The following is a 26,726-nucleotide window of genomic DNA, read 5'->3' on the forward strand; positions in this document are numbered from 1 at the left end:
TATGGCATTTAAAACCGAAAGAGAGTTTGAAGAAGCTCTTATCAAGGTGCTGTCTGAAAAAGGTTGGGAAAGTGAGGTTCTCAAAAACCCCACCGAAAAAGACCTGATACAAAACTGGGCAAACATCCTTTTTCATAACAACAGGGGCATCGATCGTCTGAATGATTGCCCTTTAACCGAAGGCGAAATGGGGCAAATTATCGAGCAGATTGTTGCCCTTAGAACACCTCTCAAGCTAAATGGATTTATCAACGGCAAAACTGTTTCCGTTGTTCGTGATAATCCAGAAGATACCTTGCATTTTGGCAAGGAAGTCAGCCTTAAAATATACGACCGCCTTGAAATTGCCGCAGGGCAAAGCCGTTATCAGATTGTACAGCAGCCCAAATTCACAAGCAAGTCAAAAATTCTAAATGACCGCCGTGGGGATTTGATGCTACTAATCAATGGTATGCCAGTCATTCATATTGAGCTAAAACGCAGCGGCATTCCTGTCAGTCAAGCTTATAATCAAGTGGAAAAGTACGCTTATGAAGGTATTTTTAGCGGCTTATTTTCCCTTGTGCAAGTGTTTGCTTGTATGACACCAGAGGAAACAAAGTATTTTGCAAACCCAGGCCCCGATGGGAAATTTAATATTGACTACTATTTCAACTGGGCAGATTTTAATAACGAGCCACTCAACAACTGGAAAGACATTGCCTCTTTTCTGCTGTCTATCCCTATGGCACATCAGCTGATTGGGTTTTATACTGTTGCTGATGATTCCGACGGGGTGCTAAAAGTTATGCGTAGTTATCAATATTATGCCGCCAACGCTATTTCCGACAAGGTTTCTAAAACTGTATGGAAAGATAATTTACAGCGTGGGGGCTATATTTGGCATACCACAGGCTCCGGTAAAACGATGACTAGCTTTAAATCCGCACAGCTGATTGCAAACTCTAAAGATGCGGATAAGGTTCTGTTTCTTATGGATAGAATTGAACTTGGTACGCAATCATTAAAAGAATACCGTGGGTTTGCCGATGAAAACGAATCAGTGCAAGCGACAGAAAATACTGCTATGCTTGTGACTAAACTAAAAAGTAATGACCCCGCAAACACATTGATTGTTACCTCTATTCAAAAGATGAGTAATATCACAGAAGAGGCAGGGTTAAATGAAAGCGACCTTGCAATCATGAATGCAAAACGTATTGTTTTTATTGTGGACGAGTGTCATCGTTCTACTTTTGGTGATATGCTAAAAGTTATAAAAGAAACATTCCCAGGAGCACTTTTCTTTGGGTTTACAGGCACCCCTATACATGATGAAAACCAGAAAAAGCTGAACACAACCACCGACGTGTTTGGTGATGAATTGCATAGATATAGTATTGCCGATGGCATCCGTGATAAAAACGTATTGGGATTTGACACCTACAAGGTTTTAACCTTTAAAGATAAGGATATAAGGCGTGCCGTTGCACTGGAAAAAGCAAAGGCACTCAGCGAGGAGGATGCTATTTCAGACCCTGATAAAAGCAAAATCTACTACAAGTTTATGGATGCAACAAAAGTGAAAATGGCTGGATATCAAGGTGAAAATGGCACGTATGTAAAAGGTATTGAGGACTATATTCCCTCTTCGCAATACAGAACTTTAGAGCATCAAAACAAAGTTGTGGAAGATATTTGTGCTAACTGGGTGACTTTAAGCCACAATAATAAGTTTCATGCAATTTTTGCAACAAGCAGTATTCCAGAAGCGATTACATATTACCGCTTAATAAAAGAAGCAAAACCTGATTTAAAGGTAACTTGCTTGTTTGATCCAAACATCGACAATGACGGCGGTCATGCTGTAAAAGAAGATGGTCTTGTGGAGATTTTGGAAGACTACAACAAACGTTATGGACAAGAGTTCACAATGGCGTCTTTTGGTATCTTTAAAAAAGACGTAGCTGCACGTCTTGCCCATAAAGTGCAATATAAAGTGGTCGAGCGTACTCCAGAAAAGCAAATTGAATTGTTAATTGTGGTCGACCAGATGTTAACAGGGTTTGACTCCAAGTGGATCAACACTCTCTATATGGATAAGAAAATGCAGTATGAAAGCATCATTCAAGCATTTTCAAGAACAAATCGCCTTTTCGGTCCTGATAAGCCATTTGGTACAATTCGTTATTACCGTAAACCTCATACTATGGAGCAAAATATCGAGGCTGCTGTAAAACTGTATTCTGGTGATAAACCTATCGGCTTGTTCGTTCCTAAGTTAGAGCAAAATTTGAATAAGATGAATGCAGTATTCGAGGAAATAGCAGAGCTATTTAAGAACGCTGGTATTTCAGGCTTTGAAAAACTACCGGTGGATTCCTCTGAATGTGGTAAGTTCGCTTCACTTTTCAAAGAACTTAATGATCATTTGGAAGCTGCTACTATTCAAGGGTTCAGTTTCAAAAAATTAGAATATGAGTTTTCTTATGGGCAAGAAGCCCCAAACACAATTGTAACTGTGGCATTTGATGAGACCACATATTTAGCATTAGCACTTCGTTATAAAGAACTTTTTAGTGGTAACGATGGTGACGGTGGTTCTTCTGTTGATGATGCCCCATATGACTTAGTTGGCTATTTAACAGAAATAGACACAGGAGTAATTGATGCAAGTTATATGAACTCTCGTTTTGAAAAGTATTTAAAATTGATTCACGGAGAGGGCAGTTCTAAAGAATTGATTGATGGAGCATTAAATGATTTGCATAAATCATTTGCCGCCTTAACCCAAGAGGAACAGAAATATGCTAATATTTTTCTCCATGATATTCAAAGTGGTAATGTTGCAGTTGAACCTGAGAAAACACTGCGTGATTACATTACAGAGTATCAATATAAAGCAAAAAATGACCAGATACATGGATTGGCAGCAATCTTAGGGATAGATCAAACGTTGCTCAGAACTTTTATGGATTTAAAAGTAACCGAGACCAACATAAACGAATTTGGACGCTTTGACGAACTCAAAAATACAGTAGATAAAGCGAGAGCAAAAGCTTATTTTGAGAAAGTGGAGAATACCACAATACCTGCATTTAAGGTGAACATAAAAGTAGATGCGCTGTTACGTAGGTTTATTATAGGTGGTGGGTATGAGGTAGAGGAATATGAGTAAAAGATATAGACTAATATTAATGATTATTTCGACCGTTTTGTTAACTGGGGTTGGATTTTATGCGGAAAAGAATTTTTCTTTTATTTTAAATCAATTTTGGTTTGCATCGGGTTTATTGCTTCTTGTATTACTCTCTTTAATAGATCAACCACACTTTTCTAAAGATGCAAACATTTTTGTTAATGGTATTACAGCAGCTTTATCATTACTGCTATTGGGTTCTGAGCAACACGATGTGTTGTTTTGGGTATTCTTATACTATACGGCATATTTAATAATTAGCAGTTATATTTTGATGTGGAAAAGAAACAATCCACTACATATTGAAGGAAAAACTGTACAATTTTTTTCTAGATTAAATAGGCAAATTGGAAAACCTGAGGTAATCTTTTCTGCATTCTTTTTATGGGGAGCCGTTAAACAATATACATTAAATTCATATCAATTCAATTCTTTGCTATGGTTTTGGGCAATATTTATGCTGTTAAACATCCCACAAGTTGCTATAACAATAGAAAGTTTATTTGATAAAAAATCCTTTATTGATTCTGACAGTGCTATTGGCAAGATTTTCGGTGTTCAATCCAAAAATACATTTCTTGTGAAACTGCTACCTGACAGGAAAGAAGTTTTAAATCGATTTGACTTAGTTGAATTTCAATATATAATTGACAATAAGCAAAGAAAAGGCATTATTGTTGACGTCTATTTATTAAATCAAGAGCAATGGGTAAAAGTACTTTGTACTAATGAAATTGATATCGTTTGTTGCAATTCTCGTGAGAAATATGAAGCCGATATCGTATACAAGTTAAACGAGGCTACAGAAAATGATTTCATAAAAAAATTTGTAGGAATTGTTTGTGAAAATACAGTTATTGAAAAAATTCAATTTGTATATAACTCAAAAATTGAAATTTTTAGTGGTACGTTAATTGAAGTGAAAGTGAGTTCGCATAAAATTCTTTACCAAATAGTCCAAGGTGTAATCCGAGTAGAGCAACTAGAAAGTAAAAACGAAACGGGTTTAATAGTTGCCGAAGCTATCCAACTAGGTGAATGGAATAGTACACGTTCCTGCTTTGAAAAATTCGGTTGGGTTCCTGAGATTAATACCCCGGTTTTTATTGCTGAAACTATTACTAAGCCAGTAACAGGCGAAAATGAACTCGAGGTTGGGGTTATACCTGGTACTAACTATCCTGCCATATTAAATCTTGAGACAGCGGTGACACATCACACAGCTGTTTTGGGTATTACCGGTTCTGGAAAATCTGTTTTTACAAGAAATTTAACTAACGAGATTTCAAAATCAGGAACAAAAGTTATTGTAATTGATCTGACTGGCGAGTATCGAATGAAATACAAAGATATTACAGTTATTATTAACGACGAAAATGAGAAAATAGCATTTAATGCGTTAGAAGCTTTAGCTGTTGAAAAAGCCCAATTTGCAAATAAACAGGATTGTGAAAAAATAAAAAATCTGGAAAAAGCTATTAGAAACACTTTTGGGACAGCAATAAAAAGCTTTTTGGAAAGTGATTCTAATATATCAGTTTTTGAATTATCCGATATCTCAAATAACGCTGATAATTTGGAGTATGTAAGATGGTTCTTTACAACCTTATTCTTTATTGCAAAAAACAGAAAAAACTATGGGAAAAAGATATGTGTAGTATTAGAGGAAGCTCACACTTTAATTCCAGAATGGAATTTTGCAGGTTCTTCAGATAAAGGTAGTCAAGCTACCGTTAATAGCATAGCGCAAATAGCACTGCAGGGAAGAAAGTACAATATCGGCTTCATAGCTATTGCTCAAAGAACAGCGAATGTATCTAAAACTGTTTTAACTCAATGTAACACAGTTGTTGTTTTTCAAGAGTTAGATAAAACAACAAATGACTTTTTGGGTAATTACTTAGGTAAGGAATTTTTAGATGCTTTGCCTAATTTGAAATTCAGAACTGCCATTGCTGTTGGTAAAGCCTTCAAGTCTTCTGTGCCAATGATTTTTGAGGTTCCTTTTATTGAGGAAAAAGATTATGCGGAAAATGCAAGGCCTTTTGATACTACTGAGGATTTTGAAGGTGCTAAATGTAACTAATCCATCTTTCCGATCTTCATATAGGTAAACGTGCCAATGAGTTCTCAATGCTTGAGGATCAATGACCCGGAAATTCTTGGAATTATTGTCTCGGACTCGGTTTTTGATGATAGCGAAAAAGAATTTATAAACCATATGGTTGAAAGATGCAATATGGATTCGGGATTGGTTGATAAAATGAATGATCTCCTAAATGTGTACTCTAATGTATATCAAGAGATAGAGGTTGTTGTTTTATAAAGTGTATTTGCATATTTTAGGTGGACTTCACTTTTTTTGGCAAGGTGGATATGTTTGGTCAGAAATAATTGATATGTTTTCACAAACGGACGAGAGGATATGACGTACATCCTGTCCTCTCAATCCCCGTTGAAACGATAGCATTGATTACAAGGACGGACAAGTAAGAAGCTTGGATGGCTTGGAATATAGGCTTTCCGAGGTTTTCAATAAGGATTTTTTTGTGGTATGAATCCTGAGGATTCCTTGAAAATTCGACTGTTGGAAACGGGTCAATCCTTAGGGTTGAGAGGACAAATTAGCTTTAGGTAGGTTGAGAAGATAGAATTGTTTTTTACACAAAATGATAAGGTAAAGTTTGAAGAACGCTAGGATTAGTCTGAAATAGACTAATCTTGACGTTTTTTTATATTTGTGGAAATATTTTGAAAAAAGATGTATAATTATAGGTGTATTTTGGATTATACTGGTTGGATTCAGAGAAGTTTTGAGAACAGTAAAGGGGAGTAAATAAAGTTAGCGGGTTTTTGAAGTATACGAATTATCCCAATTGCTGGGTTATTGAGGCGGTAAAGGGTGAGAGTGACATGAGAGATATTTTGTTTGGAAATAATACAAAGTTCGTGAAGTTCCCGTAGATTCCATTACGGATTTTACGTTTTCTCCAAATGATTTTAACAGGAAAACGAATGACTGCAGCTCTGATGCAGTATGTGCTATGTCTCTTGGCGGAACAATTACTTCCCCATAAGATTTCATTATACAGACGGTGCTTTTTCCTTTTGCGGCATCTATGCCGACACTGATCATGTGCATTCCTCCTCATAGTATTTTGCAATGGCATTCCATCTACCTCGTTGTGAATCAATATGGTGAGTGACACGAAAGCAAAGTTTCAACCAGCTTAATCGAATGTTTTACAACGGGAGGTGGCCGACTCTATTGCTACCGGATGCGAAATCCATAATGCGAACCGTCGGACCATTTATTCTCCCATTGTAAAAGAACGAGAGCAAGCACTCAAGAAGAATGCTTACTCTCTATATGTACCATAATGGGAAGCTTAAACTACGGTTTATAAATAGCAAGAATTTACCTATTCTTAGATTGGCTGTGATATGTGAATAATGAAGAAAAATAGCTGAGAGTACAATTAAATATGGAGGAGTTTATGTTTACAAATGATAAAATGTATTTTTGTAAAGAGTGTGAGATCGAGGTAGCTAGAGCGCTGTATAATGATTTCATAAATGCAAGAGATTCAGGGGATTCCAATCAGGCCAGAATAAAGTTTCAGAAGATTTGCAGTGTAATGAAAAAACGAGTAAATGATCATTATATTAGTCCTATAAAAACATTCCTAAATGCGACTTGTTCACATGAACATCGCGAGTGGTATGGATTTATTGTGATGGGTATCAATTGTATTTTAATAGAATTTTATTATGAGATGATTTATGGTTATGATCAGTCTAGTGATGGTGGTGAAGTGTCTGTAGCGTATAAAATCGTTCTTCCACAACTGGACAATGAAATAACAGAAGATAAGGCAAAGATTTTTTATAAAGGAATTCGTTGTGGCATTATCCATCAAGGTCATACAAAGAAACAAACGGCTATTACCTTTGAGTATGACAAAATAATTGAAAAGAATGGTCCGTACTACCTATGTAATCCGCAAACGCTGTTTGAAGCATTAAAAAAGCTCTATAACAGTTATTGGGAAATAATCTCTATGAAGGCCTATACTGAAACGGAGAGTGAACTATTGATTAAAAAATTTCATCTAATTTTACAACATGTTAATTAAGTATGTAAAGGGCGAAAAAATGCGTTACGCAGGACTCTCTGGCTTTATTGGACATCGTGCTTCTAAAGTAGAATTAATGGAATTATTAAATAGAAATACTGCTGACCTAATGGGACACAGTAGTACCATAATGAAAAGTTTGTTTTGAATAATTTTGTAGTAAATAAAACTAGGAGGAGATTTATGTGAAAATCTGGACCATTCAACATAAAGAAGTTATTAAAAAATTATTAGAACAGGATACTTATTTTCCTGATTTAGAAAAAAATAAGTTTACAAATTTGATTATTGTCTATAGTCATTTATTAGATTGTTTTAACTCTATAAATTCAACAAATTACAAAGGTCTAATATTTGGAATTCAAGAAATTAACGGTCCTATTGAATCTATTGATATATATTATGATAAGTTTTTAATTAGATTTCCAGGTATAGACACATTCAGAATTTTTTCCTCGCCGGACTGTAAGTCATAAAAATTGTTTTTTTATACAGTATTACGAGGTAATAAGGAGTTGGATGTTTACACATTTGTACCATAATGGTAAGTTGTTAAAAGTTTTTATAAAATTGAAAGAGTGAATATTATGGAGCTTATTTACATTTGAGTTATTAAACATTACTTACTTAAAAATTAAGAATTTAATTTTAGCAATAAATTTAGAATACATTATGATGGTGTTAGGGAGTGTTACAATGTTAAAAGATTAAATTACATTAATGATTTTTATGGTGATAATATAATGAACATAACAGCGATTGTAGGTGATAATGGCTGTGGAAAAAGTACATTATTGCGAATTTTGCTAAATACATTGCCGTATGGAAATATTAAATGTACTGATGATGACATTGTTTTTGCCATATTGGAAAACAAGACTATAAAATACTATTCAACAATAAACGAACTTAACAAAATCAAGGTGAACGAGGAAAAAGAGGAGAAAGAGCAAATTGTTTATTGCATATATGATAAAGAAGGAAATTTTAAAGGTGAAGAATTTAAAAAGAGTCAGTTGATTTACACCAATAACTTTTTGGATTATTCTGACTACTTCCAAAAAAATATGGTAAAATCGAAGATTTGTCTTTTGGTGGATTGATGATGAGCGATTATATGTCTAGCGCTGAAATGGGATATATTTCCCCTTGATAAAAGCAATAGTTCTGCTTCTAACATATATCCCAGAAAATCTAAAACTGTAGAATTAGAGAGAAATAACGTCATAGGTAATTATTATAATTGTGAAATTCTGCGACAGCTAAATTTTAAATGTTTTTATGATTCTCAATTTTCTGGGAGTGTTTTACCGTTTGAAGTTCCGTCTAAAATAAATTTAACATTGTATATTATCAATGTATCAGAGTTGTATTATAAAATCAAACAAGAAATTGCAGATTTAAAAGACAACACTCATGATGGAAACAAGTTGTTGGGAAATATGGAGAGTATATTAAATACTTTACAACCTACTGGTACAATGCATACCAAACAGGATTTCATTCTGAAAATCGCTAAAAGTGTTTTATTGAACGCAATTAACGACGTATGCATATACAAATTTGTGACTTATGATAAAGAACATCATTATGATAGACTGCAAACATTATCTGAAAGCAGATCATTTGCTGGGGAATTGGAGAGCATTGAGAATTTATTTCAATATTTAATTAGATGGAATATTAGCATTAAAAAGACAAATTTCAGAGAAGAATCATCGATACTTCTCCCTTACATTAATTTTATGAAATGGCTTAATCAACCACATGATGACTTAGAAGTTGAGGTTAATAGCGGGGAAAAAGTAATTATTGCTTTAGACACTGAATTTAGGCAACAAGCTTTTATGGAGTTTGTTAAGCTACATGTAACGATCAATTTGATTATAGATACATTGATTTTTACTGGCCCTTAAGCTCTGGGGAGTTTAATCTCTTTAGTTTGTATGCACGATTTTTTTCTATCCTTCAAAAAGATCATAATATTAATCAATATACTATATATAACAATTTTCCTGCTGGAAGAATACAAGTTGATAGTTTGATTATTTTAATTGATGAGGCTGATTTAACATTTCATCCCAGATGGCAACAACGTTATATAAAATCTCTTGTGGATTTCTTAGTTCAAATATTTAAGTCGTACAAAGTTCAAATAATTTTTACCACTCATTCGCTTATTTTAATTTCTGATATTGACCATTCATCTGTGATAAGATTAACTAAATATACTAATGAAATCATGGGTGCGGCTTTAGATGTAAAAATAGTGAAGAAAAAACTTTTGCACAAAATATTCATACGTTATTTGCTAATTCGTTTTTTTTAGATATTAAAAATTTGTGTGAAACATTAGGCGATTTTTCATATTCAAAAATCAATCATTGCTTGGAATTACTCAATAATGCACTTGATGAGAAATTGCTTATACAAGAAGATAAACTGAAGTTTATTGAATATCTTGTTAACAAAATTGGAGAGCCAGTTGTTTATGAAATGCTTTCTCATAAACTTAGGGACTATAAAAAATATATAGATAAAGAGCAAATAAGTCAAAAAGTTGGTAATGCATTGACAACTTATAAAGATTTAAGTGTTGACGAAAAAAGAGAGTTTATCAAAGCTATTATAGGCGAACTGGAGGGGGTGTGATTTGTTTAAGATTATCTTATCAAAAGAAATAGAGGAAAAGCACAAAGCGTACTTTCAAAAACGTGTCTTATCTCAATAAAAAGCTTCAAAAGAGATTGATGTTATTCCGTATGAAGTTAATAAATCAAGAATAAAAAATGATTGCCAAACAACAAAAAAATATATATGGGGAATTTATTGATTTTATTGTTGAAGAAGAAATGAAAAATAATAGTTTTTCAATAGGTAGATCAGATGAGTTGAAAAAACTAAATATAAAGATTCAGACAAAATTTCCAATTATAATTAAATTATTATATGAAAAAATTGTTAGAAAAGATGCGCATAATACAATAGAGCTTAAAGACTATATTTCATCTTGGTTTGGCTATGACAAATTTATTACAGTGACTTTTTTTGATCTATTAGGAAAAATAGCGTGTGAAAAATCAGGTAAAACGCAATATTGCGATATAGTGCAAACTAAAATAGTTGAGATGCTTTGTGATGCTTTCCTGATGATAAAAAAAAGATTGAACAAATACCCAAAACAAAGTTAAATGTAGAGCAGTTCAAAAAAAACTTAAAGAATTAAATGACATTGGGATTACTATATATAACTTTAATTACATATCACCTACTGCAAATAGTGTGTGGAATGCATATTCATTTGTGTTTGAAAGTGGTTTGCGTGTATGTCTTTATTGCAACAGACAGTATATCACACCTGTTTTAACTTCAAGTGGATGATGAGAGCTGATTTAGACCACATTTTACCCCAAAAAAATTATCCATATTTCTCTATGTCATTATATAATATAGTTCCATCGTGTCAACAATGCAATCAATCATTGAAAGGTGATAAGGAATCTGTGATTAATCCATATGAAGAAAATATCAATTCTTATTTTGAATTTAAAATAGATGAATCTGGTGAAGTAAAAACTAAAATTCTGGATGTAAACGAAAAAACACAAAAATATCTAGAAATGTTTAAAATACAGCTCTTATACAACTATCATAAAAATCAAGGGATTGAACTTGCTAAAAAAAGAATTGCTTATCCAGAGCCATATATTATGGAGCTGTACATAAGAAACAAAGATTATTTTAAAAATGAAACTACATTAAGGGAAGTGATCTTTGGATTTTTTACAGAAGAACAAAAGATTAATCAGGAAGCATTTTCTAAGTTCAGATGAGACATTGCTGGGCAATTGGGTATAATCGAAAAGGATGCTTCATCACTATTAATAGAGAATCTGAAAAATATTTGGTCAAACTTAATTGACCGTAAAATCATTGTTTGAAAGATATTGTGGTAAAGCTTTTAACACATTTGTTCTTAATATAGAGTTTCCCATTATGTTTATAACGTATAAGATAAATTTTAAATATATGGAGGAGATGCGTTATGAACTATCATAAGAGCAGAACTATGCTGTTGCTTGGAGTGGGCATTTGTTTATTCATTTTATTTGTAGGAATGATTACTGCTAAAAATTGGATAATTGTTATTGGAGCTATTATTGTGATTGTTGAAGCGATTCAATTCTCCTTTTTTTACCGATGTCCCCATTGCGGCAAATCTCTTACATGTGTTAGGGGGCCAGTTCCTGAGCATTGTCCACATTGTGGAAAAGAACTGACGTAAGTATATATTATGAGCCAAATTATTAGAATAATCAGTTTCCCAGTATTTTTATAAATAGTCCCTATAAATAGAAATATCTTTATTTTGTTGGCAATTTATATTGACTGGGATGGTAAAAATGTGACTTATAATAATATGAAAGGAAAAACTTATATGAACGATTATATTGGAAAAATAATTTCAGCAAATTATTTTAGGGGAGCAGAAGCTGTTGGTGGGAAAGTAGCCTTTGGGGAAACAGGACTAACAATTAAATCCACGCATTTAATATTCAGCGAGGAGAAACTCATATTGAATATGCAGATATTGTTAGTTTAGAAAAACGAAATACAATTGGTATTGTTCCCAATGGAATATCTGTATTTACAAAGGATGGATTTGAGCATAAATTTGTTATAAACAACAGAAAAAGTGTGTTGGAGTTCTTACAAGGTAGATTATGCTAGAGGACATATTTAAAATATTTGGCGGAGACACGATACGGGTAAAGTAGCTATCGTGCAAGACACTTTGTATAAAGGGCGTTATATAATCCATAGTAAATTCAAATTTCCTATTATGTTTACACAGCGGAACCAGCTTGATGAGTACACAGCATCTTTTTCTTAAGATCTTTATACTCCTTCATAGAAACTGCGACTCCTTTATTGTCCTCGACGATTGGAGAATAAAGTTTAATCTATTTGTAAATAGTCTGCTCTATTAAGCCATATTCACTTGCCAGCTTTTGAAAGCGGTGTACCAGCAAGATAAAGATTGACGTTTTGTTGTTTGAATTCCACGGCGTATCTGTCACCTTTTTATGAGACATGTGAACACATTCTCTCAAAAGATTTTACTGTGTAAAACTTTTTTTGTCCACTAAATCATACTAACATCAGGTATTATGCGCTTGCTGGTTTTATATGTACCTTAGTAGGGATATTTTTATTCCGAAAAACTATAAGAAATTCTTTTAAAATTAGAATGTTACAGTAAAAGGATGATTGTTATGTTGAAAATAGCATATTGTGATGATATGAAAATAGATAGGGACAAAGTAATGAGAGCTCTAAGTTCTATAGAAGAAAAATGGAAAGAAGATTTTGAAATTGTACCATTTTCTAACGGAGAAAAATTATGTAATGATATAGCCCAAAATCAGTATGATGTTATTTTACTTGACATTTTAATGGATGGCATAGATGGAATAGAAACAGCGACCAGAATACGTTCAATGGGTAAAGATAATTTAATTATTTTTATTTCAAGTTATGATGATAGAGTAAAAGAGTTGTTTGATTTTAGAACCATAGCGTTTATTGATAAACCTCTTGAAACTGAAAAATTAGAAAAAGCCTTACGAAAGGCATATAATATTTTAGAAAAAGACAGTGAAACCATATTTAGCTATAAAAAAGGAAGAACATTAAAATATATTCCGATAAAAGAAATTATATACTTTGAAAGTAGTCGTAATGAAATTACTGTTTATACTGATAGTTACAAAGACACTTTTTATGATACATTGTCAGCCATATGGTTAAAATTAGAACGAGTGGATCAGTTTATTATGCCACATCGTTCATATATTTTTAATTTAATGTATATTTCTCTAAAATCAGAGGATAAGCTTGTTGTTAGAAAAACAAATAAAACTTATAATATTGGCAAAAGTTACAAAGTCAATACGCAAGAAAGGTATTTAAAATATATTGAAAAAAGGTGTAGAGAGTAGATGTTATCGGTTGAATTTCAAATTGTTTTGTATATGGCCATAAATCTGTTATCGTTATATACATTAAATAATACGATTAGCTTATTTTTAAAACGAAAAACAGTAAACAGAAAAAGCAGTATTAAAGCAGTAGCTTATATATTATATTTTGTTATTGGCACTATTACATATTTTTGGCAAGTATCTCCCATAACAAATATTCTAACGCAAGTTTTATTGGCATTTGTGATAATGTTGCTATATTCAGGTAGCTTTAGGAATAAGTTAGTAATAGTATGTTCTTATACTACGGGTGCTGTACTATTAGAATTAATTGTAGGTGTTATCTATAGTATCCATTTGAAAACTCCCTTAAATCAAATCGCTGTTGATGATATATCTAAAATAATAGGTTCATTAATAGCAGGTCTTGCTATGTTATTGGTTGTAAAGACAATGCAGCTATATCAAAGGAAAAAAGAAATTTCTGATAAATTTTACTTTTTTGATTCTTTACAGGTTGCTATAATTCCTGTTTGCAGTATTTTTATAATGCATACGTTGAAGGAATTGTCAAAACATGTTGTTAGCAAGGTTCAATGGCTTGTAGTTGCAGCTCTTTTATGCGTTGTATTTATTAATTTACTTTTTTATTTTTTATTTGATAGATTAAGAAAAATCGAAAAATTAAAATATGAAAATGAACTTCTAAAAAATCAATCAGAATATTACATTGAACTGGAAAAGCACTTCAATTTAACTTTTGAAAAAATTAGAGAAATAAAGCACGATTTAAAACATAATCTAGTTTACTTAAAAGCAAAATTACAAGAGAAAACTGAGGATTCATTAAGTGAAGTAGAAAATAAAGTTGATTTGTTAATTGGTAAAGTCTTATTGGATAATATTAAAATATACACAAAAAATCAAAAACTAAATAGAATACTAAATTATAAATTGTTATCTGCAGTTAAAAAAAATATTGATATAGAAGTAAATGTTAGCATTAGAGAAAATGCTTAATGAAAGTAGCCTATATATTATTTTAGGAAATGCCATTGATAATGCTTTAGAATGTTTATGCAAAAGAGAGTCTATAGAAAAAAAATTAAGTATTCTTATTTTGGAGGATAACAAAAATCTTTTAATAAAAATTGAAAATCCATTTACGGGATCTTTAAATTTTAAAAATGGACTTCCTTTAACAACAAAACAAAATCGAACGATGCATGGAATAGGGTTACAAAGCATTAGAAAATTAGTACAAGAAAAAGATGGATATTTTAAAATTACAACAATAAATAATAATTTCAGTTTGGAAATTTTGTTATATGGTGAAATAAAAAATGAATAGCTAATTTACAAAATAGCTCTCTTTTTAGAGGGTTATTTTCAATTTAAATAGTTTCTTTGCAAATTTCGTCCTTGTTTTTGCCAGTTTTATCCTCACTTTGTGTGATGGGAACTTAAATGAGCTATAATTAACGCATAATAAATGGGGAGGAGGAAAAACGATGAAAAAGTTTTTAGCAAATTATGGATATGTAATAGCTTCGTTTGCTTTTGTTATGACAACTTATGTTGCAAATAGAAATTGTGCTTATATTTTCCATCAACCAAAGTTGCCAGAGACTGCAAAGCGTTTGCGTAAGTTTTAATGATCGGCAAAAAGCTAGAAAAACTTGCATGTGTATTGATTGAAAATGAAAGTAATCCAAACATAGATAAAGAAATCATTGTGTATGGACTATCTTGTGCCATAGAACATGGGGCAAGTATTATCACTAGCATTGTTTTAGGGTTATTGTTTGGGCTAACATTAGAAGTCATTGTTTTTCTTATGGCGTTCTCTTCTATTCGTACGTATGCAGGTGGGTATCATTGCAAAAAGGCAATAAATTGCTATTTGATGTCAAGTGGAGTTGTCATTTTGGTATTACGAGTCATAAAGTTTACACCAGAAGAATATATGCTTTTTTTAGGTGTTGCTATGTTACTTATAGCTATACCGGTTCTTCTGAAGCTTGCTCCTGTGGAAACACCTAGTAAACCACTTGATGAAGATGAGCAAAAATATTATTACAAAAAAACTGTTGTTCACTTAGGTATTGAAAGTGCTGTAATACTTATTTTATTTTTACTGAAACAAAATAGGTTTTCTTTTTTAGTTTGCATCGGGATTTCATTGTCCGCGGGTTTAGTTTTTGCTCAATGCCAGCAGAAAAAGAATTAAAAGGTTTGATAATCCATGATTTATTGTTTTGGTGTAAATAGGGAATGGGGTTTTTAGAAACATTTTCGCTTTTTAGAAGGGAGGGGGCAACACTTCCTGTGGTAATAACAACTTTAAATGTAAACACGGAATCCTTGTACATATTGTATCGGCAGGGGTTAATTTTAATCAATGTTCTGTAGTCTTATGAACTGCTCTAGTGTCATATGATTAAGGAGGTATCAGGATTCAAATATGCAATGATGCTAGTGTAGTGGTGTACTTTTAAAAAACAACTTGAAAAGTTATTGTGGCTACCATACATGTTTAAAGCATTGTAGTCTTACTAGGACAAGGAGGATATAACATGAGGAAAATAATCAAAATAATTAATACTCTAGTATTATGTAGTACTTTAACACTCGGTTTAGCTGTTCAGAGTTTTGCTAGTAGTAATGATGCAATAAGTCAGGGCAGTATTGATGAAGCTATTGCTAATACAAATGTAGTTGCAACAATGACAGATAATGTAACAGGTGAAGTAGTTGCTTTGGAAGCAACAAAAACTAAAGTTATGGCTAGATCCAGTGATAGCGTTGCTGTAACTTATGAGGTGAGCCTACCTTTAGCTTTAGGTAGTAATTTACGTAGCAGTGATTCATCAACAAAAGATAATGATTATGCGACTGCATCATTAACAGCTGTATATACGAGAAAAGATGATTCTAGCGGTCGCTATATTAAAGTTTCTAGACTTTATGGGGGCTGGACTGGTAACAATAGTTTAATTTATTTTTCAGACCGTAAATGTGGTATGAAAGATGGGCTTTTTGATAATAGCATGAGTAAATCTCCCACAAGCAATTCATTTAGCTATAATACAGGTTGGGGCTATGTTGACTATGTAGATGCTGATGAGGGTCCTTTCATGTCGAGTAGCGCAAAAGTGTGGGTGTCCGGAATGGAACATGCGGGCTCTCAAACTCTAAGTATCGCCACAAAATTTGGTTCTTAAAACCAGTTCCCCAATAAACTTTTTTGTTAATAGCAAGAGATTTATAGAAAGGAATCGGGGATATCGCTTGACGGATTCCTTTCTATTCAATCAATAATTAAATAGATTAAGTAAACTACACATTCGTTTGAAAGCAAGGTGCTAATATGATTAAACATATAAGGAACATTGTGGTAGGAATATTTCCTACTTTTTCATTTATAGGTCTTTTGTATATTAATTATTATTTTTCTGAGCAAACAAAGTATGGAATTCATCCAACAATTAGTTTATTAATATGTTTTATTTCTGTTTTATGCTTTTTTATCTTACTTGGAATAATTATATGGTCTCATTTATATAAAAAAAATTTTTTTAATTTAGTCCCCATAATTTTAGGTGCAACCCAATGCTTTATGTTCCCTTTCTTGTTTTTTTCGCCTGAATTTTTGTTGACATTTAAATATATTGATTTACATATGGTTTACTACTATGATATAAATCTTAATATATTCATATCTTTAACTATGTTAACAGCATATATCTTATTTTTAATTGCACTTAAGCTTCAAAACGCAACAAATGCTAAACCTTAAATTGAGAATATACTGTTTTAAAATTATGATTCAATTGAAAAATACATGACGGCAGTAAGCTTAAGTAACGCTACACTATATTTTAATTGTATTTTAAATCATACAGTAAAATTAACGCTTAAGCTTGTTATTAAAAATATTGAGTAGAATATCTGTTTAAATATTAGTTAGATTGTAAAATGAAGTGCGCCACACTAATAGGGTAAAAGAATAGCCCATAATGAAACTTTCGTGTAGAATGGTGTTATCGAGACAACATTCAAACGGAGGAAACATTATGAGCTACCAGCATTTTACCACATTCGAACGAGTACGGATACACTCCTGTTAATAGGATTGCATGCATGAATATGACGGTAAGTAGATATTACGAGGATTTAGAAGCACTTAAGAAAATTAGGTTGTAAACTGGTATTATGTATCTAAGAGAATAGGCAAAGCTAATTGTATCAAATAAAGCTTTCAAGAGATCAACACGCTTTTGAAGGTTTTATTGCTTACAATTTACTTGAATTGAAAGCAAAAGCAGACGCAGAAACACTGAAAAAGCGACCTGTCCAGGCGACTGTTTCTAAAATATACCCTGCCGCCAAGGCCCCACCTGGTTCTAGCGGCATCTTTTTTAACTCTTCAAGGCACGTTGAGACGTGCGTACTTTTGTCCCACAAAAACCCACAAACATCTCCACCGTCCTTATAAACAGGAAAATTGAATAAAATAGACTTCAAAGGCAATTCAGCCTCGTCACATGGAAAAATCTCTATTTCTTTGATTAGCGAAGAAATTAGGGATTTTTTCTCTTCATCGCTAATTTTATCATACACTTTATCAAAGTTTGCCAGCAGGGTGTAGATGTTTTCCAATGTGATGGCATCTTGCTCCACGGCTTTGCGGCGCAGCTTTACATCTTCAATCTTTTTTTCAAGTTCTACAATGGTGTCATACAGTCCATCAAGGCGAAGAGTCATATCGTGGAGCTTGCGTTCCCTAAAACGAGTATCTTCCGGCAGACTGTCAATTTCATTTTCAAGACGGGTTTTATTAAGCTCGACCTCTCGCAGTTTGGATTCATAATTGCTTAGTTCTCTGTTTAAAGTAGAAGTGTCAATTTCCTTGCCTATCCTTGATTTGATTTCTGCTGCAAAATCTTGATTTTTTATCAGCTCTCTGGTTGCCTCAATGACAAGCGGCTCAATGTCAGTTTTCTTGAGCATAGCTTTATAATCACAGCTTTTTCCCCGTGCTGTTCGAGATTTACTGCACACATAATAATAAATCTCTTGATATGTACCGTCTTTATTTGTCCAAGCGTGTTTATTGGTGTACATCGGGCCACCGCATTTCGGGCATTTTAAAATACCACTTAATAAGTGCGTCCTGTCCCGACCAATTTTAGATGGGGATTTTATGCCTGTTATTTCTCGCTTTTCATGTGCTTTGCTCCAGAGTTCCTCATTTATGATAGCCTCGTGCTGACCGTCTGCAATAATGTATTCATCTTGGTGTACTTGGCGGTATTCATTTTTTGTGCCTTTGACCTTTTCTCTTGTCCGTCTGCCAAAAGCAATTTTTCCAGAGTATACAGGATTGTCGATTATCATTCTGACGAAATGTGTACTCCACTGAGAGAGAGTACCGTTGGCACGTTTGATTTTTTGGATACCCTGCAAGTTAAGATAGTTGGCAATTTTATAAAATCCCATATCGCCATTTACATATTTATCAAAGATAATTCGTACTGCTCCGGCTTCATCTTCTTGGATATAGAGTTGTTTATCTTTGAGGTAGTAACCATAGGGAGCAAACCCGCCATTCCAGCCACCTTGACGGGCTTTTTCTTTTCTACCATTCATTGTCTGCTCTATGATATTTTCACGTTCTATTTCAGCAACAGCAGACAACACTGAAATCAAAAGCTTTCCGCTTGTTTGTGAGGAATCAATCCCTTCCTCAATGCAAATTAAGTTTACGCCAAAGGATTGAACGTGTTCCAAAGAATTTAAAATATCGGCTGCGTTTCTTCCAAATCGGGAGAGCTTATAGACTAAGATGTAATCAATTTCTAAACCATTTTCAATATCACATAGCATTTGTTTAAAGCGGGTCTGCCTTCTATGGATTTGCCGGATTTACCAGCATCTTCGTAAATGTCTACTATCTCCCTTTCTTCTCTGTCGGCAAAACGCTTTAAGCTATTTTTTTGCCCGTCCAAGCTGAACCCATCAACCTGCATTTCGGTACTTACACGAGGGTAAAGTACACATTTTTTTCCACTCCTATTCATAGTAGTTGACCTCCAATAAATCATTGGAAAACATCAATCCATAAGCACTGCTCTTTTAGATATCATGATTGATTTCTTCTAAGACCTCTGCACCATGTTTTTCTATAATCTGAGAAAGCACATTGATAAAATTCTGATATGCTTTGACTTTCTCATAGGATTTAGGCGGTGTAGCAGCGGTAGCAGTAGGATCAGGTGCATTTTTGATATTTTCCATTCGCAATCACCTCCAAGTGTATTGCTTATATAAAGTATAAGCATATATAGCATTTATGAAAAGTTTGTCACTGCATCATTTATTGTAAAACCAAGCACACCGCAAATTTGCTTAAAACAAAAATGCGGTGTGGTTAGTTTTATCTGTTTGCCATATTTGCCACGCACCCTGGCAAGGGGATATTTTGAGCTGCCGTTAGCTCGGCATCATAGCCCCGCAATACCGTATGTGCTTGTCCCAAAAGCTACGCATACTGCAGGAACTCCCCCTCAAGTCTGTGGGAGGTCGTGAGAAAGTATCATTATCCCTTATGTGTGTTATTGCGGCGAACGTGCTACCATTCGGTCTAATGGCTGCATTTATCGCTCCGACTGCTGTATTTACCCTTGCTCATAAAGGCTCTAATCAATTATTTGGTTTCTTATTTTGGCAAGTGTGTTACAGCAATCATCATGGCGATGCCCATTATGTCGCTTTGCTTTTCAGCTACATAAGTTTCGTACTCAAAATACCGTATATTCGGTTATCAAGGAACATATGGAAGGATTTTACCTCCCTCCATATACCCTGACTTTTTTCTTGGGGAAACGGAACATGATTTAGAAAAAACTTTTCAAATATTTTTCTATGGTATGTAAGCCTCTTTCTATACCAATGCGGACAGCTTTTTCACTTACACCTTCTGCTTTGGCAATGGCTGTCTTACTCATGCCCATAAAATAATGTGCATAGATTCGCTTTGCCTGTTTGTCCGGCAGAGAGGCAATGGCAGCGTGGAGCTGCTGACTTGTGAGCTTACGTTCGTAAATCTCATCGGGTGAAAGGGAAACAAACAAGATGTCATGCTCAATTCCATCGCCACGGTCAAGGGAATAGTGAGCTTTATAGCGGAATTTTTTTCTCTCGTATGCTGCTTCGGCTTTTGCAGATTCCTCAAAGATAGCTAATAGTTCATCAGGAACATCCACAAAGGTGTCTTGTGCGTAAAAGGGGTAATAATCTTTTAAATTTATTGTTTTCATATTTTTCCATCCTTTCAATTTTTGGAATTTGCTGAAATCGAAAGGACAGTGGTGGAGAGCGGCAGCGAGAATCTATAAACGTAAAAAAGCCCGGATGCATAGCGCAACCAGGCAAAAATGAATTATTAACAATTATATGATGATGTGTGTGTTCATCTTTATAGCCAAAATATCCCGTTGGCGGAGCTGGACTTTTTTTAACGAATAATAAAAATCAGGTGGTGTATGACAAATAAAAATGGACACAACGATACCTCCTAATACCGTCGTGTCCTAAAAAATGGGCGACTTTAATACACCCTCCGTAATTCAATTTTTTTCAGAAAAACGGCGGCTTTGATTTTATCTCAAAACCGCCGTCTGGCTACATTATGCAATTACAGCACAACGAAACATCTGCCATAACTACGGTTTTTTTTATTTACCGTAGGGCAGATAATTTCTTGTATTCGACTAAGTATGTCTATTGCTTTTCTGCGTATAAGTTCGTAATCCTTTTGCACATCATTGAAAAAGCATGTACTTCTTCCTCTGTTAATGCTTCTTCAATTAGGTTCATAATTTCATTTCCAAAATCCTCAACACGATTTAAAAAAGCTTTCCCCTCTTTGGTAAGAACAATATTGTAAGAGCGGCGGTCATTCGTCTGCCTTTCCTGAATAATATACTTTTTTTCCAGCAAACGCTTTGTTAATTTTGAAATGCCAGATTGTGAGATACCTCTCATTTCAGCAAGTTCTTTCGTGGTTTTCGCCCCCTGCTTATTCAATGTATCGAGTATATAGTATTGTGCCGTTGAAACACCCTCAACGTTGAACCGATTTGAATCTGATACAATCATGCATTGAAAGGGAACATAACTTTCCTCTAATTCTTTTATAGCCATTAAGTCAACCTCCTATTTTTCATTAATATACTTTTTCAGGTGCTTTCCAGTTAAAGAATCTGGACAGTTGATTAAATCTTTCGGTAATCCTGTAAACATAATCTTACCACCATTCTGTCCTGCATAGGGGCCTATGTCAATAATCCAATCTGCTTGACAAATAATATCCAAATTGTGTTCTATAACAATAAGAGTGGAATTTTGTTCTACAAGGCGATTCATTACACCAATCAATTGTTTTATATCAGCCATATGCAAACCTGTTGACGGTTCGTCCAAAACATAAATCTGACCATCGTTTTCAAGTTCGGAAGCAAGCTTAATTCGCTGTAATTCACCACCTGAAAGCGTGCTTAATGGTTGTCCTAAAGAAACATAAGTGATACCAACGTCTGAAAGCCGTTTTAGTACAGTTACGATTTCTTTTTCCTGAAAAAATTCTAAGGCTTCTGTGACCGTCATTTTAAGAACATCGGCAATACTTTTTCCTCTTAGCTGATAGGCAAGTACTTCGTCCGAATAACGGTTTCCGTGACATTCCTCACATACCGTAACAATTGTATCCATAAACGCCAAATCTGTATAAGTAACTCCTAGACCTTTGCAGGCAGGACAAGCACCTTGGGAATTGAAACTGAATAGGGAGGCGCTTACACCGTTCCTCTTCGCAAATAATTTTCTGATAATGTCAAAGATACCTGTAAAGGTCGCAATGTTGGAACGTTTTGACGCTTGAATTCCTTTCTGGTCAATAAAAACAGTTTCAGGATATAACCGTGGCAATACCCCATTAATAAGCGTACTTTTTCCTGAACCGGCAACTCCGGTTACAACAGTCATTACTCCTCTTGGTATATCAACCGAAAGGTTCTTCAAATTATGCATGGTTGCATTTTGAATAGAAAGCCAACCTTTCGGGGCACGAATATCAGATTTTAGTTTGGGGCAGTAGGATAAGTATTTTCCCGTGAGAGTACCCGCTGTTTTCAGCCCATCTAAATTTCCTTGATATACAACTTCCCCTCCGTGGGTTCCCGCACTTGGTCCCATATCAATAATATGGTCTGCAATTTTTATCATGTCTGGATCATGCTCTACAATCAGAACAGTGTTCCCTTTGTCACGCAACAACCTCATAAGCTCATTAATTTTGCTTATGTCATGAGGGTGAAGCCCTATACTCGGTTCGTCAAAAATGTAAGTAAGGTCGGTCAAGCTACTGCCAAGCTGGCTAACCATTTTAATTCTTTGCGACTCTCCACCTGAAAGTGTAGAGGTTTCTCTGCCTAAGTTTAAATAGCCTAGCCCAATGGATATCATGTGCTGAATCCGATTCACAAGTTCTGAAACGATTGTAGCGGCTACGGGAGCATGAATAGATTGAACAAAATCCAAAAGCTCATTTATTTGCATATCTGCGCATTCCGCAATATTTTTTCCGTTCACTTTGCAAGATAGTACCTTATCATTCAAGCGTGTTCCATGACAGTGGGGACAATCCTGTTTTACAACAAACCGCTCAATTTCTTTTCCATATCTAACCTTTTCGCCATCTTCTTTTTTAAGAAAACTCCGTTCAATGCGTGGAAGCAAACCCTCATACAAGGAGGTTTTATGCCATTCGGGGGTAGGATTTTTAACCTTAATTCCATCAGCGTAAAGTAACAGCTCCAGTTCTTCGGCAGAATAGTCCTTAATTGTTTTGTCATTATCAAAAAAACCTGAATGAATATAGCGGGTTAATCGCCAACCGCCGGGTTCAAAAGTTGGAAAACGGATAGCCCCCTCATTTAAGGATTTATTTTTATCTAACAGCCTTTCAATATTAATGGTTTCAATTTTGCCCAAGCCCTCGCAATATTCACACATTCCAGCCGGATTGTTGAATGAAAAAACGTCTGAATAACCTACAAATGGCTCTCCAATTCTGGAAAACAATAAACGTAATACAGAATAAATATCTGTAATTGTCCCAACTGTTGAACGAGCATTACCACCTAATCGTTTTTGATTGATAATAAAGGCTACGGACAAATTTTCAATGGTGTCCACATCGGGTTTTCCGTAATGCGGCATACGGTGGCGGATAAAACTGGTGTAGGTTTCATTTAATTGTCTTTGCGATTCTGCCGCTATTGTATCAAATACCAAAGATGATTTTCCTGAACCGGAAACACCTGTAAAAACCGTAATTTCTTTTTTGGGTATCAGAACATTTATGTTTTTTAGATTTCGTTCCCTTGCACCTGATACCTGAATATAATTATCAGACATACTTTTTCCTCGCTTTTATTTATGTGGCATAGTCAATATATGAGTGGGTTAACTATATTTTATCACCATTTTTATTTCTTTGCAATGACTAGAATAGAATTTTGTGAAAAGCATAATAATTAGATTTAATTAAGTCATGTATATGATATGTGTAATCATATCCAAAGCATAAAGGTGAACGGTAAGATGTAATAGGGTGAAATAATAATGAAGCGTGAAATCGACAAATATGATTTTAAGGCTTTCGGTCAAGCCATAAAAGCAGCAAGAAAAGCAAAAGGAATATCGAGGAATCAGTTAGCAGACCAAATGCACATTGCCCCTCGGTATATTGCGTCCATTGAAAATAGTGGACAGCATCCCAGCCTGCAAATCTTTTATGAACTTGTCACTCTTTTAGATGTGTCGGTAGACCAGTTCTTTTTTCCAAATAATGAAACGGACAAATCTACGCAGCGCAGACAGCTTGAAAGCCTGCTTGATGATATAAGCGATAATGGATTGCGGAAAGTTACCGCCACAGCAAAAGAGGTTAAGGAAGTCGAAACAGAGGACGAATGAATGTCCCAAGCACAACAGAATATGGAATAAGAAACGTTGCAGCCGATACGGGTTTGCAACGTTTTTCTTTTATACTTACTAGGAAAACTTATTTTCCCGTTGTTATTGATATCAGAGATGAAATAAAGTCATTCTTTGTGGCCACTAAGACATTGGCGACAGGATAGAGCCTTAAAAGCAGACGCCCACCGTGTGCTTTGCTATGAACTAACATGAAAGTAATTGAACTTATTTTGATGCTAAAGATTTTTACGCTCCACGACATAGTCGGTGTTAATTCTACAAGAAAATAAATAGATATGGTTACATTTTTTAATCATATCTATTTACTTATTACTTTGTTTCTGGTATATTATATATTGAGTTTTTATATAGCGAAGGCGGTGATTAAATGGCTATAAAATGCAATCTATCAATCCTTATGGGAGAACGAAAATACAAAATGCAAGATGTTCATGAAAAGACAGGTCTTTCAAGAGCTACTGTTTCAAATCTTTATCATGACAGAATGGAACGCATTGATTATTCCACTTTAAATAAGCTATGTAAATTATTTGACTGTGATGTTGGAAAAATATTGGAGTATTATGTAGAAGAATAAAAATAAATTAAATATATAATTTTAATCGGAGGTGCTGCGATATGTGGTGTAAAAAATGTAATAGAGAAACTAACAGCGTTGTTTGTGAGCTTTGTGGCACTCCTACTGAACAAGATGCTCCTGTACTGGTGTATTGGTGTGAAGATTGCAAGATTCCAATTATCAAACCATCAGACAGAATTGATAAAAACATATGCCCCTTATGTGGCAAAGAAACAAAGTATATGTGTGCGGATCTCCGACCTGTGTTCCCCGAGGAACGCTTATTGGTAGAGATTTTATTAGCCCAGCCATTTGCATATGCTGATAAAACGGTTTGGGCATCTAATAATAGATATTACATAGATGGAAAAGTAAAAGCTATGACAAGCAATGCCTATAAAAAATACACCTGCAATTATATTACCGAAGAGCTGAATGCTAACAAGGATAAAAATAATTATGAAGTATTTAATCAGACAATCGATAGATTTATTTTAGCAAATAGAGAACGCCTTAACTATTTGTTTGATGAAGCAACAGATTTTATAAGAAATACAGCGAAAGACTATCCCGAAGAAAATATCGTTATTTCTTTCTCTGGTGGTAAGGATTCCACTGTTACTGCGGATTTAACGGTAAGAGCATTAAGTAATCCAAGTATTGTGCATATATTTGGTGATACAACTCTTGAATTCCCTACTACAATGGAATATGCAAAAAGATTTAGAGAGAATAATCCCAAAGCTATTTTCAAAACTGCCAAAAATAAAGAACAAGATTTTTATTCAATGTGCGAAGAAATTGGACCACCGGCTCGTATGCTCCGTTGGTGTTGTTCTATGTTTAAGACAGGTCCTATTACTCGTGTCTTAAACAGTCTATATCGTGACAAAGATATATTATCCTTTTACGGAATTAGAAAATGCGAGTCGGTCAGCCGTAGCAAATACAACAGAGTTGAAGATAATGCAGAAGCTGTTAAAATACAAAAACAAAAAGTAGCCTCGCCTATCTTCTTGTGGCAAGATATTGACATTTGGCTCTATATTTTAGGAGAAAAAATAGATTTTAACGATGCTTATCGTTTAGGATATGACCGAGTAGGATGTTGGTGTTGTCCTAATAACAATGATCGAGCTCAATTTTTATCAAGTATATATATGCCAGAACAAGCAAAAAAATGGAGAGATTTTCTAATTGGCTTTGCTATCAAAGTTGGTAAACCCGATCCCCAAGTTTATGTGGATACAGGTAAATGGAAAGCTCGTCAAGGTGGAAACGGCCTATCTGCAGCCGAAGATGTGAAAATCAGATTTACTAATTGTACCGCTGAAGATAACGCAAAAATATATAGTTTAAATCATCCTGTTGATGATATTTTCTTGGGTATGCTTACCCCATTTGGCAAGGTGTCAAAGGAACTTGGACGGAATCTAATCAATGAAACCGTAGTGTTGGACATGAAAACAATGGTGCCAATTATATCGGTACAACCATTTGCTCAAGATGGGTATGAGTTTTCTGTAAAAATTAAAACAATGAATGTTTCAAAGCAAGATGACTTACAACGAATGATTGGTTATCAAGTCAGAAAATTTAATTCTTGCAGAAAATGTTTGAAATGTGAATCTCTTTGTAAGTTTGGAGCGATTTCAATTATCAATGATGAGTACAGAATCAGCGAAAATAAATGCAAAAGATGCAAAATGTGCGTAACTGCAAAATATCTTGAAGGCGGATGTATGATGGATAAATATTTAAAAACCAAAGAGTAGGTGTTTATCTATTACTCGCATCAACAA

At 34.1% G+C, this 26,726-nt stretch carries 28 protein-coding genes and 1 pseudogene; 22 read left to right on the plus strand and 7 right to left on the minus strand.

The annotated features are described in order from the left end of the window. Position 1 precedes the first annotated feature (1 nt). The 3 genes from NE558_RS07995 to NE558_RS08005 are packed head-to-tail and all read left to right on the plus strand — an operon-like array spanning position 2 to position 5,504. The gene (locus tag NE558_RS07995; protein WP_256149492.1) at positions 2 to 3,157 is read left to right on the plus strand and encodes a type I restriction endonuclease subunit R, EcoR124 family; all 3,156 of its coding nucleotides are present in this window, start codon (positions 2 to 4) and stop codon (positions 3,155 to 3,157) included. After that, positions 3,150 to 5,264, plus strand: coding sequence for an ATP-binding protein (locus NE558_RS14585; protein ID WP_256149493.1), 2,115 nt, complete (start codon positions 3,150 to 3,152; stop codon positions 5,262 to 5,264). The genes NE558_RS07995 and NE558_RS14585 overlap by 8 nt, the downstream gene beginning before the upstream one ends. Positions 5,265 to 5,315: 51 nt before the next feature. Continuing rightward, entirely contained in the window at positions 5,316 to 5,504 is a 189-nt protein-coding gene (locus NE558_RS08005; RefSeq protein ID WP_256149494.1) for a hypothetical protein, read from the plus strand. Positions 5,505 to 6,062: 558 nt separating this feature from the next. Here the strand turns inward: NE558_RS08005 and NE558_RS08010 are convergent. Further along, positions 6,063 to 6,314, minus strand: a complete 252-nt coding sequence (locus NE558_RS08010) for an IS110 family transposase (protein WP_256149495.1) — start codon at positions 6,312 to 6,314, stop codon at positions 6,063 to 6,065. A gap of 361 nt (positions 6,315 to 6,675) precedes the next feature. On the opposite strand from NE558_RS08010, the gene NE558_RS08015 reads away from it, so the two are divergent. The 16 genes from NE558_RS08015 to NE558_RS08090 all read left to right on the plus strand — a co-directional run bounded on the left by NE558_RS08015 (position 6,676) and on the right by NE558_RS08090 (position 16,522). After that, complete coding sequence (locus tag NE558_RS08015) at positions 6,676 to 7,314, plus strand: hypothetical protein (protein WP_256149496.1); 639 nt, start codon at positions 6,676 to 6,678, stop codon at positions 7,312 to 7,314. 185 nt (positions 7,315 to 7,499) lie between these two features. Further along, entirely contained in the window at positions 7,500 to 7,790 is a 291-nt protein-coding gene (locus NE558_RS08020) for a hypothetical protein (RefSeq protein ID WP_256149497.1), read from the plus strand. A gap of 267 nt (positions 7,791 to 8,057) precedes the next feature. Next, positions 8,058 to 8,417, plus strand: coding sequence for an ATP-binding cassette domain-containing protein (locus NE558_RS08025; protein WP_256149498.1), 360 nt, complete (start codon positions 8,058 to 8,060; stop codon positions 8,415 to 8,417). A 330-nt stretch (positions 8,418 to 8,747) separates the two neighbouring features. After that, the gene (locus NE558_RS08030) at positions 8,748 to 9,230 is read left to right on the plus strand and encodes a hypothetical protein (RefSeq protein WP_256149499.1); all 483 of its coding nucleotides are present in this window, start codon (positions 8,748 to 8,750) and stop codon (positions 9,228 to 9,230) included. Positions 9,231 to 9,256: 26 nt separating this feature from the next. Further along, positions 9,257 to 9,643 carry an AAA family ATPase gene (locus NE558_RS08035; RefSeq protein ID WP_256149500.1) on the plus strand — a complete coding sequence of 129 codons (387 nt, stop codon included), beginning with the start codon at positions 9,257 to 9,259 and terminating at the stop codon, positions 9,641 to 9,643. An 11-nt stretch (positions 9,644 to 9,654) separates the two neighbouring features. Continuing rightward, the gene (locus NE558_RS08040; protein WP_256149501.1) at positions 9,655 to 9,966 is read left to right on the plus strand and encodes a hypothetical protein; all 312 of its coding nucleotides are present in this window, start codon (positions 9,655 to 9,657) and stop codon (positions 9,964 to 9,966) included. Positions 9,967 to 10,103: 137 nt separating this feature from the next. Next, a complete protein-coding gene (locus NE558_RS08045; protein ID WP_256149502.1) occupies positions 10,104 to 10,505 on the plus strand; it encodes a hypothetical protein in 402 nt (133 codons plus the stop codon). Between the two features lie 135 nt (positions 10,506 to 10,640). Continuing rightward, the gene (locus NE558_RS08050; protein WP_256149503.1) at positions 10,641 to 11,147 is read left to right on the plus strand and encodes a hypothetical protein; all 507 of its coding nucleotides are present in this window, start codon (positions 10,641 to 10,643) and stop codon (positions 11,145 to 11,147) included. Between the two features lie 212 nt (positions 11,148 to 11,359). Beyond that, positions 11,360 to 11,599 (plus strand): hypothetical protein, encoded by a 240-nt coding sequence (locus NE558_RS08055; protein ID WP_256149504.1) that lies wholly within the window; start codon positions 11,360 to 11,362, stop codon positions 11,597 to 11,599. Positions 11,600 to 11,752: 153 nt separating this feature from the next. Continuing rightward, positions 11,753 to 11,917: a hypothetical protein gene (locus NE558_RS08060; protein ID WP_256149505.1), complete on the plus strand. Its 165-nt coding sequence runs from the start codon at positions 11,753 to 11,755 to the stop codon at positions 11,915 to 11,917. Between the two features lie 673 nt (positions 11,918 to 12,590). Further along, a complete protein-coding gene (locus NE558_RS08065) occupies positions 12,591 to 13,316 on the plus strand; it encodes a LytR/AlgR family response regulator transcription factor (RefSeq protein WP_256149506.1) in 726 nt (241 codons plus the stop codon). Continuing rightward, positions 13,317 to 14,318 carry a hypothetical protein gene (locus NE558_RS08070; RefSeq protein ID WP_256149507.1) on the plus strand — a complete coding sequence of 334 codons (1,002 nt, stop codon included), beginning with the start codon at positions 13,317 to 13,319 and terminating at the stop codon, positions 14,316 to 14,318. It abuts the gene before it with no gap. Further along, complete coding sequence (locus NE558_RS08075) at positions 14,293 to 14,649, plus strand: GHKL domain-containing protein (RefSeq protein WP_256149508.1); 357 nt, start codon at positions 14,293 to 14,295, stop codon at positions 14,647 to 14,649. The genes NE558_RS08070 and NE558_RS08075 overlap by 26 nt, the downstream gene beginning before the upstream one ends. Positions 14,650 to 14,809: 160 nt before the next feature. After that, positions 14,810 to 14,953, plus strand: a complete 144-nt coding sequence (locus NE558_RS08080; RefSeq protein WP_256149509.1) for a cyclic lactone autoinducer peptide — start codon at positions 14,810 to 14,812, stop codon at positions 14,951 to 14,953. Further along, complete coding sequence (locus tag NE558_RS08085) at positions 14,953 to 15,528, plus strand: accessory gene regulator ArgB-like protein (protein WP_256149510.1); 576 nt, start codon at positions 14,953 to 14,955, stop codon at positions 15,526 to 15,528. Before NE558_RS08080 ends, NE558_RS08085 begins: the two co-directional genes overlap by 1 nt. Before the next feature lie 346 nt (positions 15,529 to 15,874). Next, entirely contained in the window at positions 15,875 to 16,522 is a 648-nt protein-coding gene (locus tag NE558_RS08090) for a hypothetical protein (protein WP_256149511.1), read from the plus strand. A gap of 1,072 nt (positions 16,523 to 17,594) precedes the next feature. On the opposite strand, the gene NE558_RS08095 is transcribed toward NE558_RS08090, so the two are convergent. From NE558_RS08095 to NE558_RS08115, 6 genes and pseudogenes are all read right to left on the minus strand, one after another. Continuing rightward, positions 17,595 to 18,950: a recombinase family protein gene (locus tag NE558_RS08095; protein ID WP_420314590.1), complete on the minus strand. Its 1,356-nt coding sequence runs from the start codon at positions 18,948 to 18,950 to the stop codon at positions 17,595 to 17,597. A gap of 21 nt (positions 18,951 to 18,971) precedes the next feature. Further along, positions 18,972 to 19,405, minus strand: a pseudogene (locus NE558_RS14755) (recombinase family protein); the annotation flags it as partial. 31 nt (positions 19,406 to 19,436) lie between these two features. After that, positions 19,437 to 19,598: a hypothetical protein gene (locus tag NE558_RS08100; protein ID WP_256149512.1), complete on the minus strand. Its 162-nt coding sequence runs from the start codon at positions 19,596 to 19,598 to the stop codon at positions 19,437 to 19,439. A 599-nt stretch (positions 19,599 to 20,197) separates the two neighbouring features. Then, positions 20,198 to 20,620 (minus strand): RNA polymerase sigma factor, encoded by a 423-nt coding sequence (locus NE558_RS08105; RefSeq protein WP_256149513.1) that lies wholly within the window; start codon positions 20,618 to 20,620, stop codon positions 20,198 to 20,200. Positions 20,621 to 21,083: 463 nt separating this feature from the next. After that, positions 21,084 to 21,506 carry a MarR family winged helix-turn-helix transcriptional regulator gene (locus NE558_RS08110; protein WP_256149514.1) on the minus strand — a complete coding sequence of 141 codons (423 nt, stop codon included), beginning with the start codon at positions 21,504 to 21,506 and terminating at the stop codon, positions 21,084 to 21,086. A 12-nt stretch (positions 21,507 to 21,518) separates the two neighbouring features. After that, a complete protein-coding gene (locus NE558_RS08115; RefSeq protein WP_256149516.1) occupies positions 21,519 to 23,780 on the minus strand; it encodes an ATP-binding cassette domain-containing protein in 2,262 nt (753 codons plus the stop codon). Positions 23,781 to 23,987: 207 nt separating this feature from the next. Between NE558_RS08115 and NE558_RS08120 the strand changes: the two genes are divergently transcribed. The 3 genes from NE558_RS08120 to NE558_RS08130 all read left to right on the plus strand — a co-directional run bounded on the left by NE558_RS08120 (position 23,988) and on the right by NE558_RS08130 (position 26,699). Further along, complete coding sequence (locus NE558_RS08120; RefSeq protein WP_256149517.1) at positions 23,988 to 24,341, plus strand: helix-turn-helix domain-containing protein; 354 nt, start codon at positions 23,988 to 23,990, stop codon at positions 24,339 to 24,341. 391 nt (positions 24,342 to 24,732) lie between these two features. Beyond that, positions 24,733 to 24,942 carry a helix-turn-helix domain-containing protein gene (locus tag NE558_RS08125; RefSeq protein WP_256149519.1) on the plus strand — a complete coding sequence of 70 codons (210 nt, stop codon included), beginning with the start codon at positions 24,733 to 24,735 and terminating at the stop codon, positions 24,940 to 24,942. A gap of 41 nt (positions 24,943 to 24,983) precedes the next feature. Continuing rightward, complete coding sequence (locus NE558_RS08130; RefSeq protein WP_256149520.1) at positions 24,984 to 26,699, plus strand: phosphoadenosine phosphosulfate reductase family protein; 1,716 nt, start codon at positions 24,984 to 24,986, stop codon at positions 26,697 to 26,699. Positions 26,700 to 26,726: the final 27 nt, after the last annotated feature.

The organism is Anaerotignum propionicum (assembly GCF_024461735.1).
GTDB lineage: Bacteria > Bacillota > Clostridia > Lachnospirales > Anaerotignaceae > Chakrabartyella.

Coding starts and splice junctions, on each gene's coding strand:
- NE558_RS07995 (WP_256149492.1), top strand. CDS start 2: ATGGCATTTAAAACCGAAAGAGAGTTTGAAGAAGCTCTTATCAAGGTG.
- NE558_RS14585 (WP_256149493.1), top strand. CDS start 3,150: ATGAGTAAAAGATATAGACTAATATTAATGATTATTTCGACCGTTTTG.
- NE558_RS08010 (WP_256149495.1), bottom strand. CDS start 6,314: ATGATCAGTGTCGGCATAGATGCCGCAAAAGGAAAAAGCACCGTCTGT.
- NE558_RS08015 (WP_256149496.1), top strand. CDS start 6,676: ATGTTTACAAATGATAAAATGTATTTTTGTAAAGAGTGTGAGATCGAG.
- NE558_RS08025 (WP_256149498.1), top strand. CDS start 8,058: ATGAACATAACAGCGATTGTAGGTGATAATGGCTGTGGAAAAAGTACA.
- NE558_RS08045 (WP_256149502.1), top strand. CDS start 10,104: ATGATTGCCAAACAACAAAAAAATATATATGGGGAATTTATTGATTTT.
- NE558_RS08050 (WP_256149503.1), top strand. CDS start 10,641: ATGTCTTTATTGCAACAGACAGTATATCACACCTGTTTTAACTTCAAG.
- NE558_RS08055 (WP_256149504.1), top strand. CDS start 11,360: ATGAACTATCATAAGAGCAGAACTATGCTGTTGCTTGGAGTGGGCATT.
- NE558_RS08060 (WP_256149505.1), top strand. CDS start 11,753: ATGAACGATTATATTGGAAAAATAATTTCAGCAAATTATTTTAGGGGA.
- NE558_RS08065 (WP_256149506.1), top strand. CDS start 12,591: ATGTTGAAAATAGCATATTGTGATGATATGAAAATAGATAGGGACAAA.
- NE558_RS08070 (WP_256149507.1), top strand. CDS start 13,317: ATGTTATCGGTTGAATTTCAAATTGTTTTGTATATGGCCATAAATCTG.
- NE558_RS08075 (WP_256149508.1), top strand. CDS start 14,293: ATGTTAGCATTAGAGAAAATGCTTAATGAAAGTAGCCTATATATTATT.
- NE558_RS08080 (WP_256149509.1), top strand. CDS start 14,810: ATGAAAAAGTTTTTAGCAAATTATGGATATGTAATAGCTTCGTTTGCT.
- NE558_RS08085 (WP_256149510.1), top strand. CDS start 14,953: ATGATCGGCAAAAAGCTAGAAAAACTTGCATGTGTATTGATTGAAAAT.
- NE558_RS08090 (WP_256149511.1), top strand. CDS start 15,875: ATGAGGAAAATAATCAAAATAATTAATACTCTAGTATTATGTAGTACT.
- NE558_RS08095 (WP_420314590.1), bottom strand. CDS start 18,950: ATGAATGGTAGAAAAGAAAAAGCCCGTCAAGGTGGCTGGAATGGCGGG.
- NE558_RS08100 (WP_256149512.1), bottom strand. CDS start 19,598: ATGGAAAATATCAAAAATGCACCTGATCCTACTGCTACCGCTGCTACA.
- NE558_RS08105 (WP_256149513.1), bottom strand. CDS start 20,620: ATGAAAACAATAAATTTAAAAGATTATTACCCCTTTTACGCACAAGAC.
- NE558_RS08110 (WP_256149514.1), bottom strand. CDS start 21,506: ATGGCTATAAAAGAATTAGAGGAAAGTTATGTTCCCTTTCAATGCATG.
- NE558_RS08115 (WP_256149516.1), bottom strand. CDS start 23,780: ATGTCTGATAATTATATTCAGGTATCAGGTGCAAGGGAACGAAATCTA.
- NE558_RS08120 (WP_256149517.1), top strand. CDS start 23,988: ATGAAGCGTGAAATCGACAAATATGATTTTAAGGCTTTCGGTCAAGCC.
- NE558_RS08125 (WP_256149519.1), top strand. CDS start 24,733: ATGGCTATAAAATGCAATCTATCAATCCTTATGGGAGAACGAAAATAC.
- NE558_RS08130 (WP_256149520.1), top strand. CDS start 24,984: ATGTGGTGTAAAAAATGTAATAGAGAAACTAACAGCGTTGTTTGTGAG.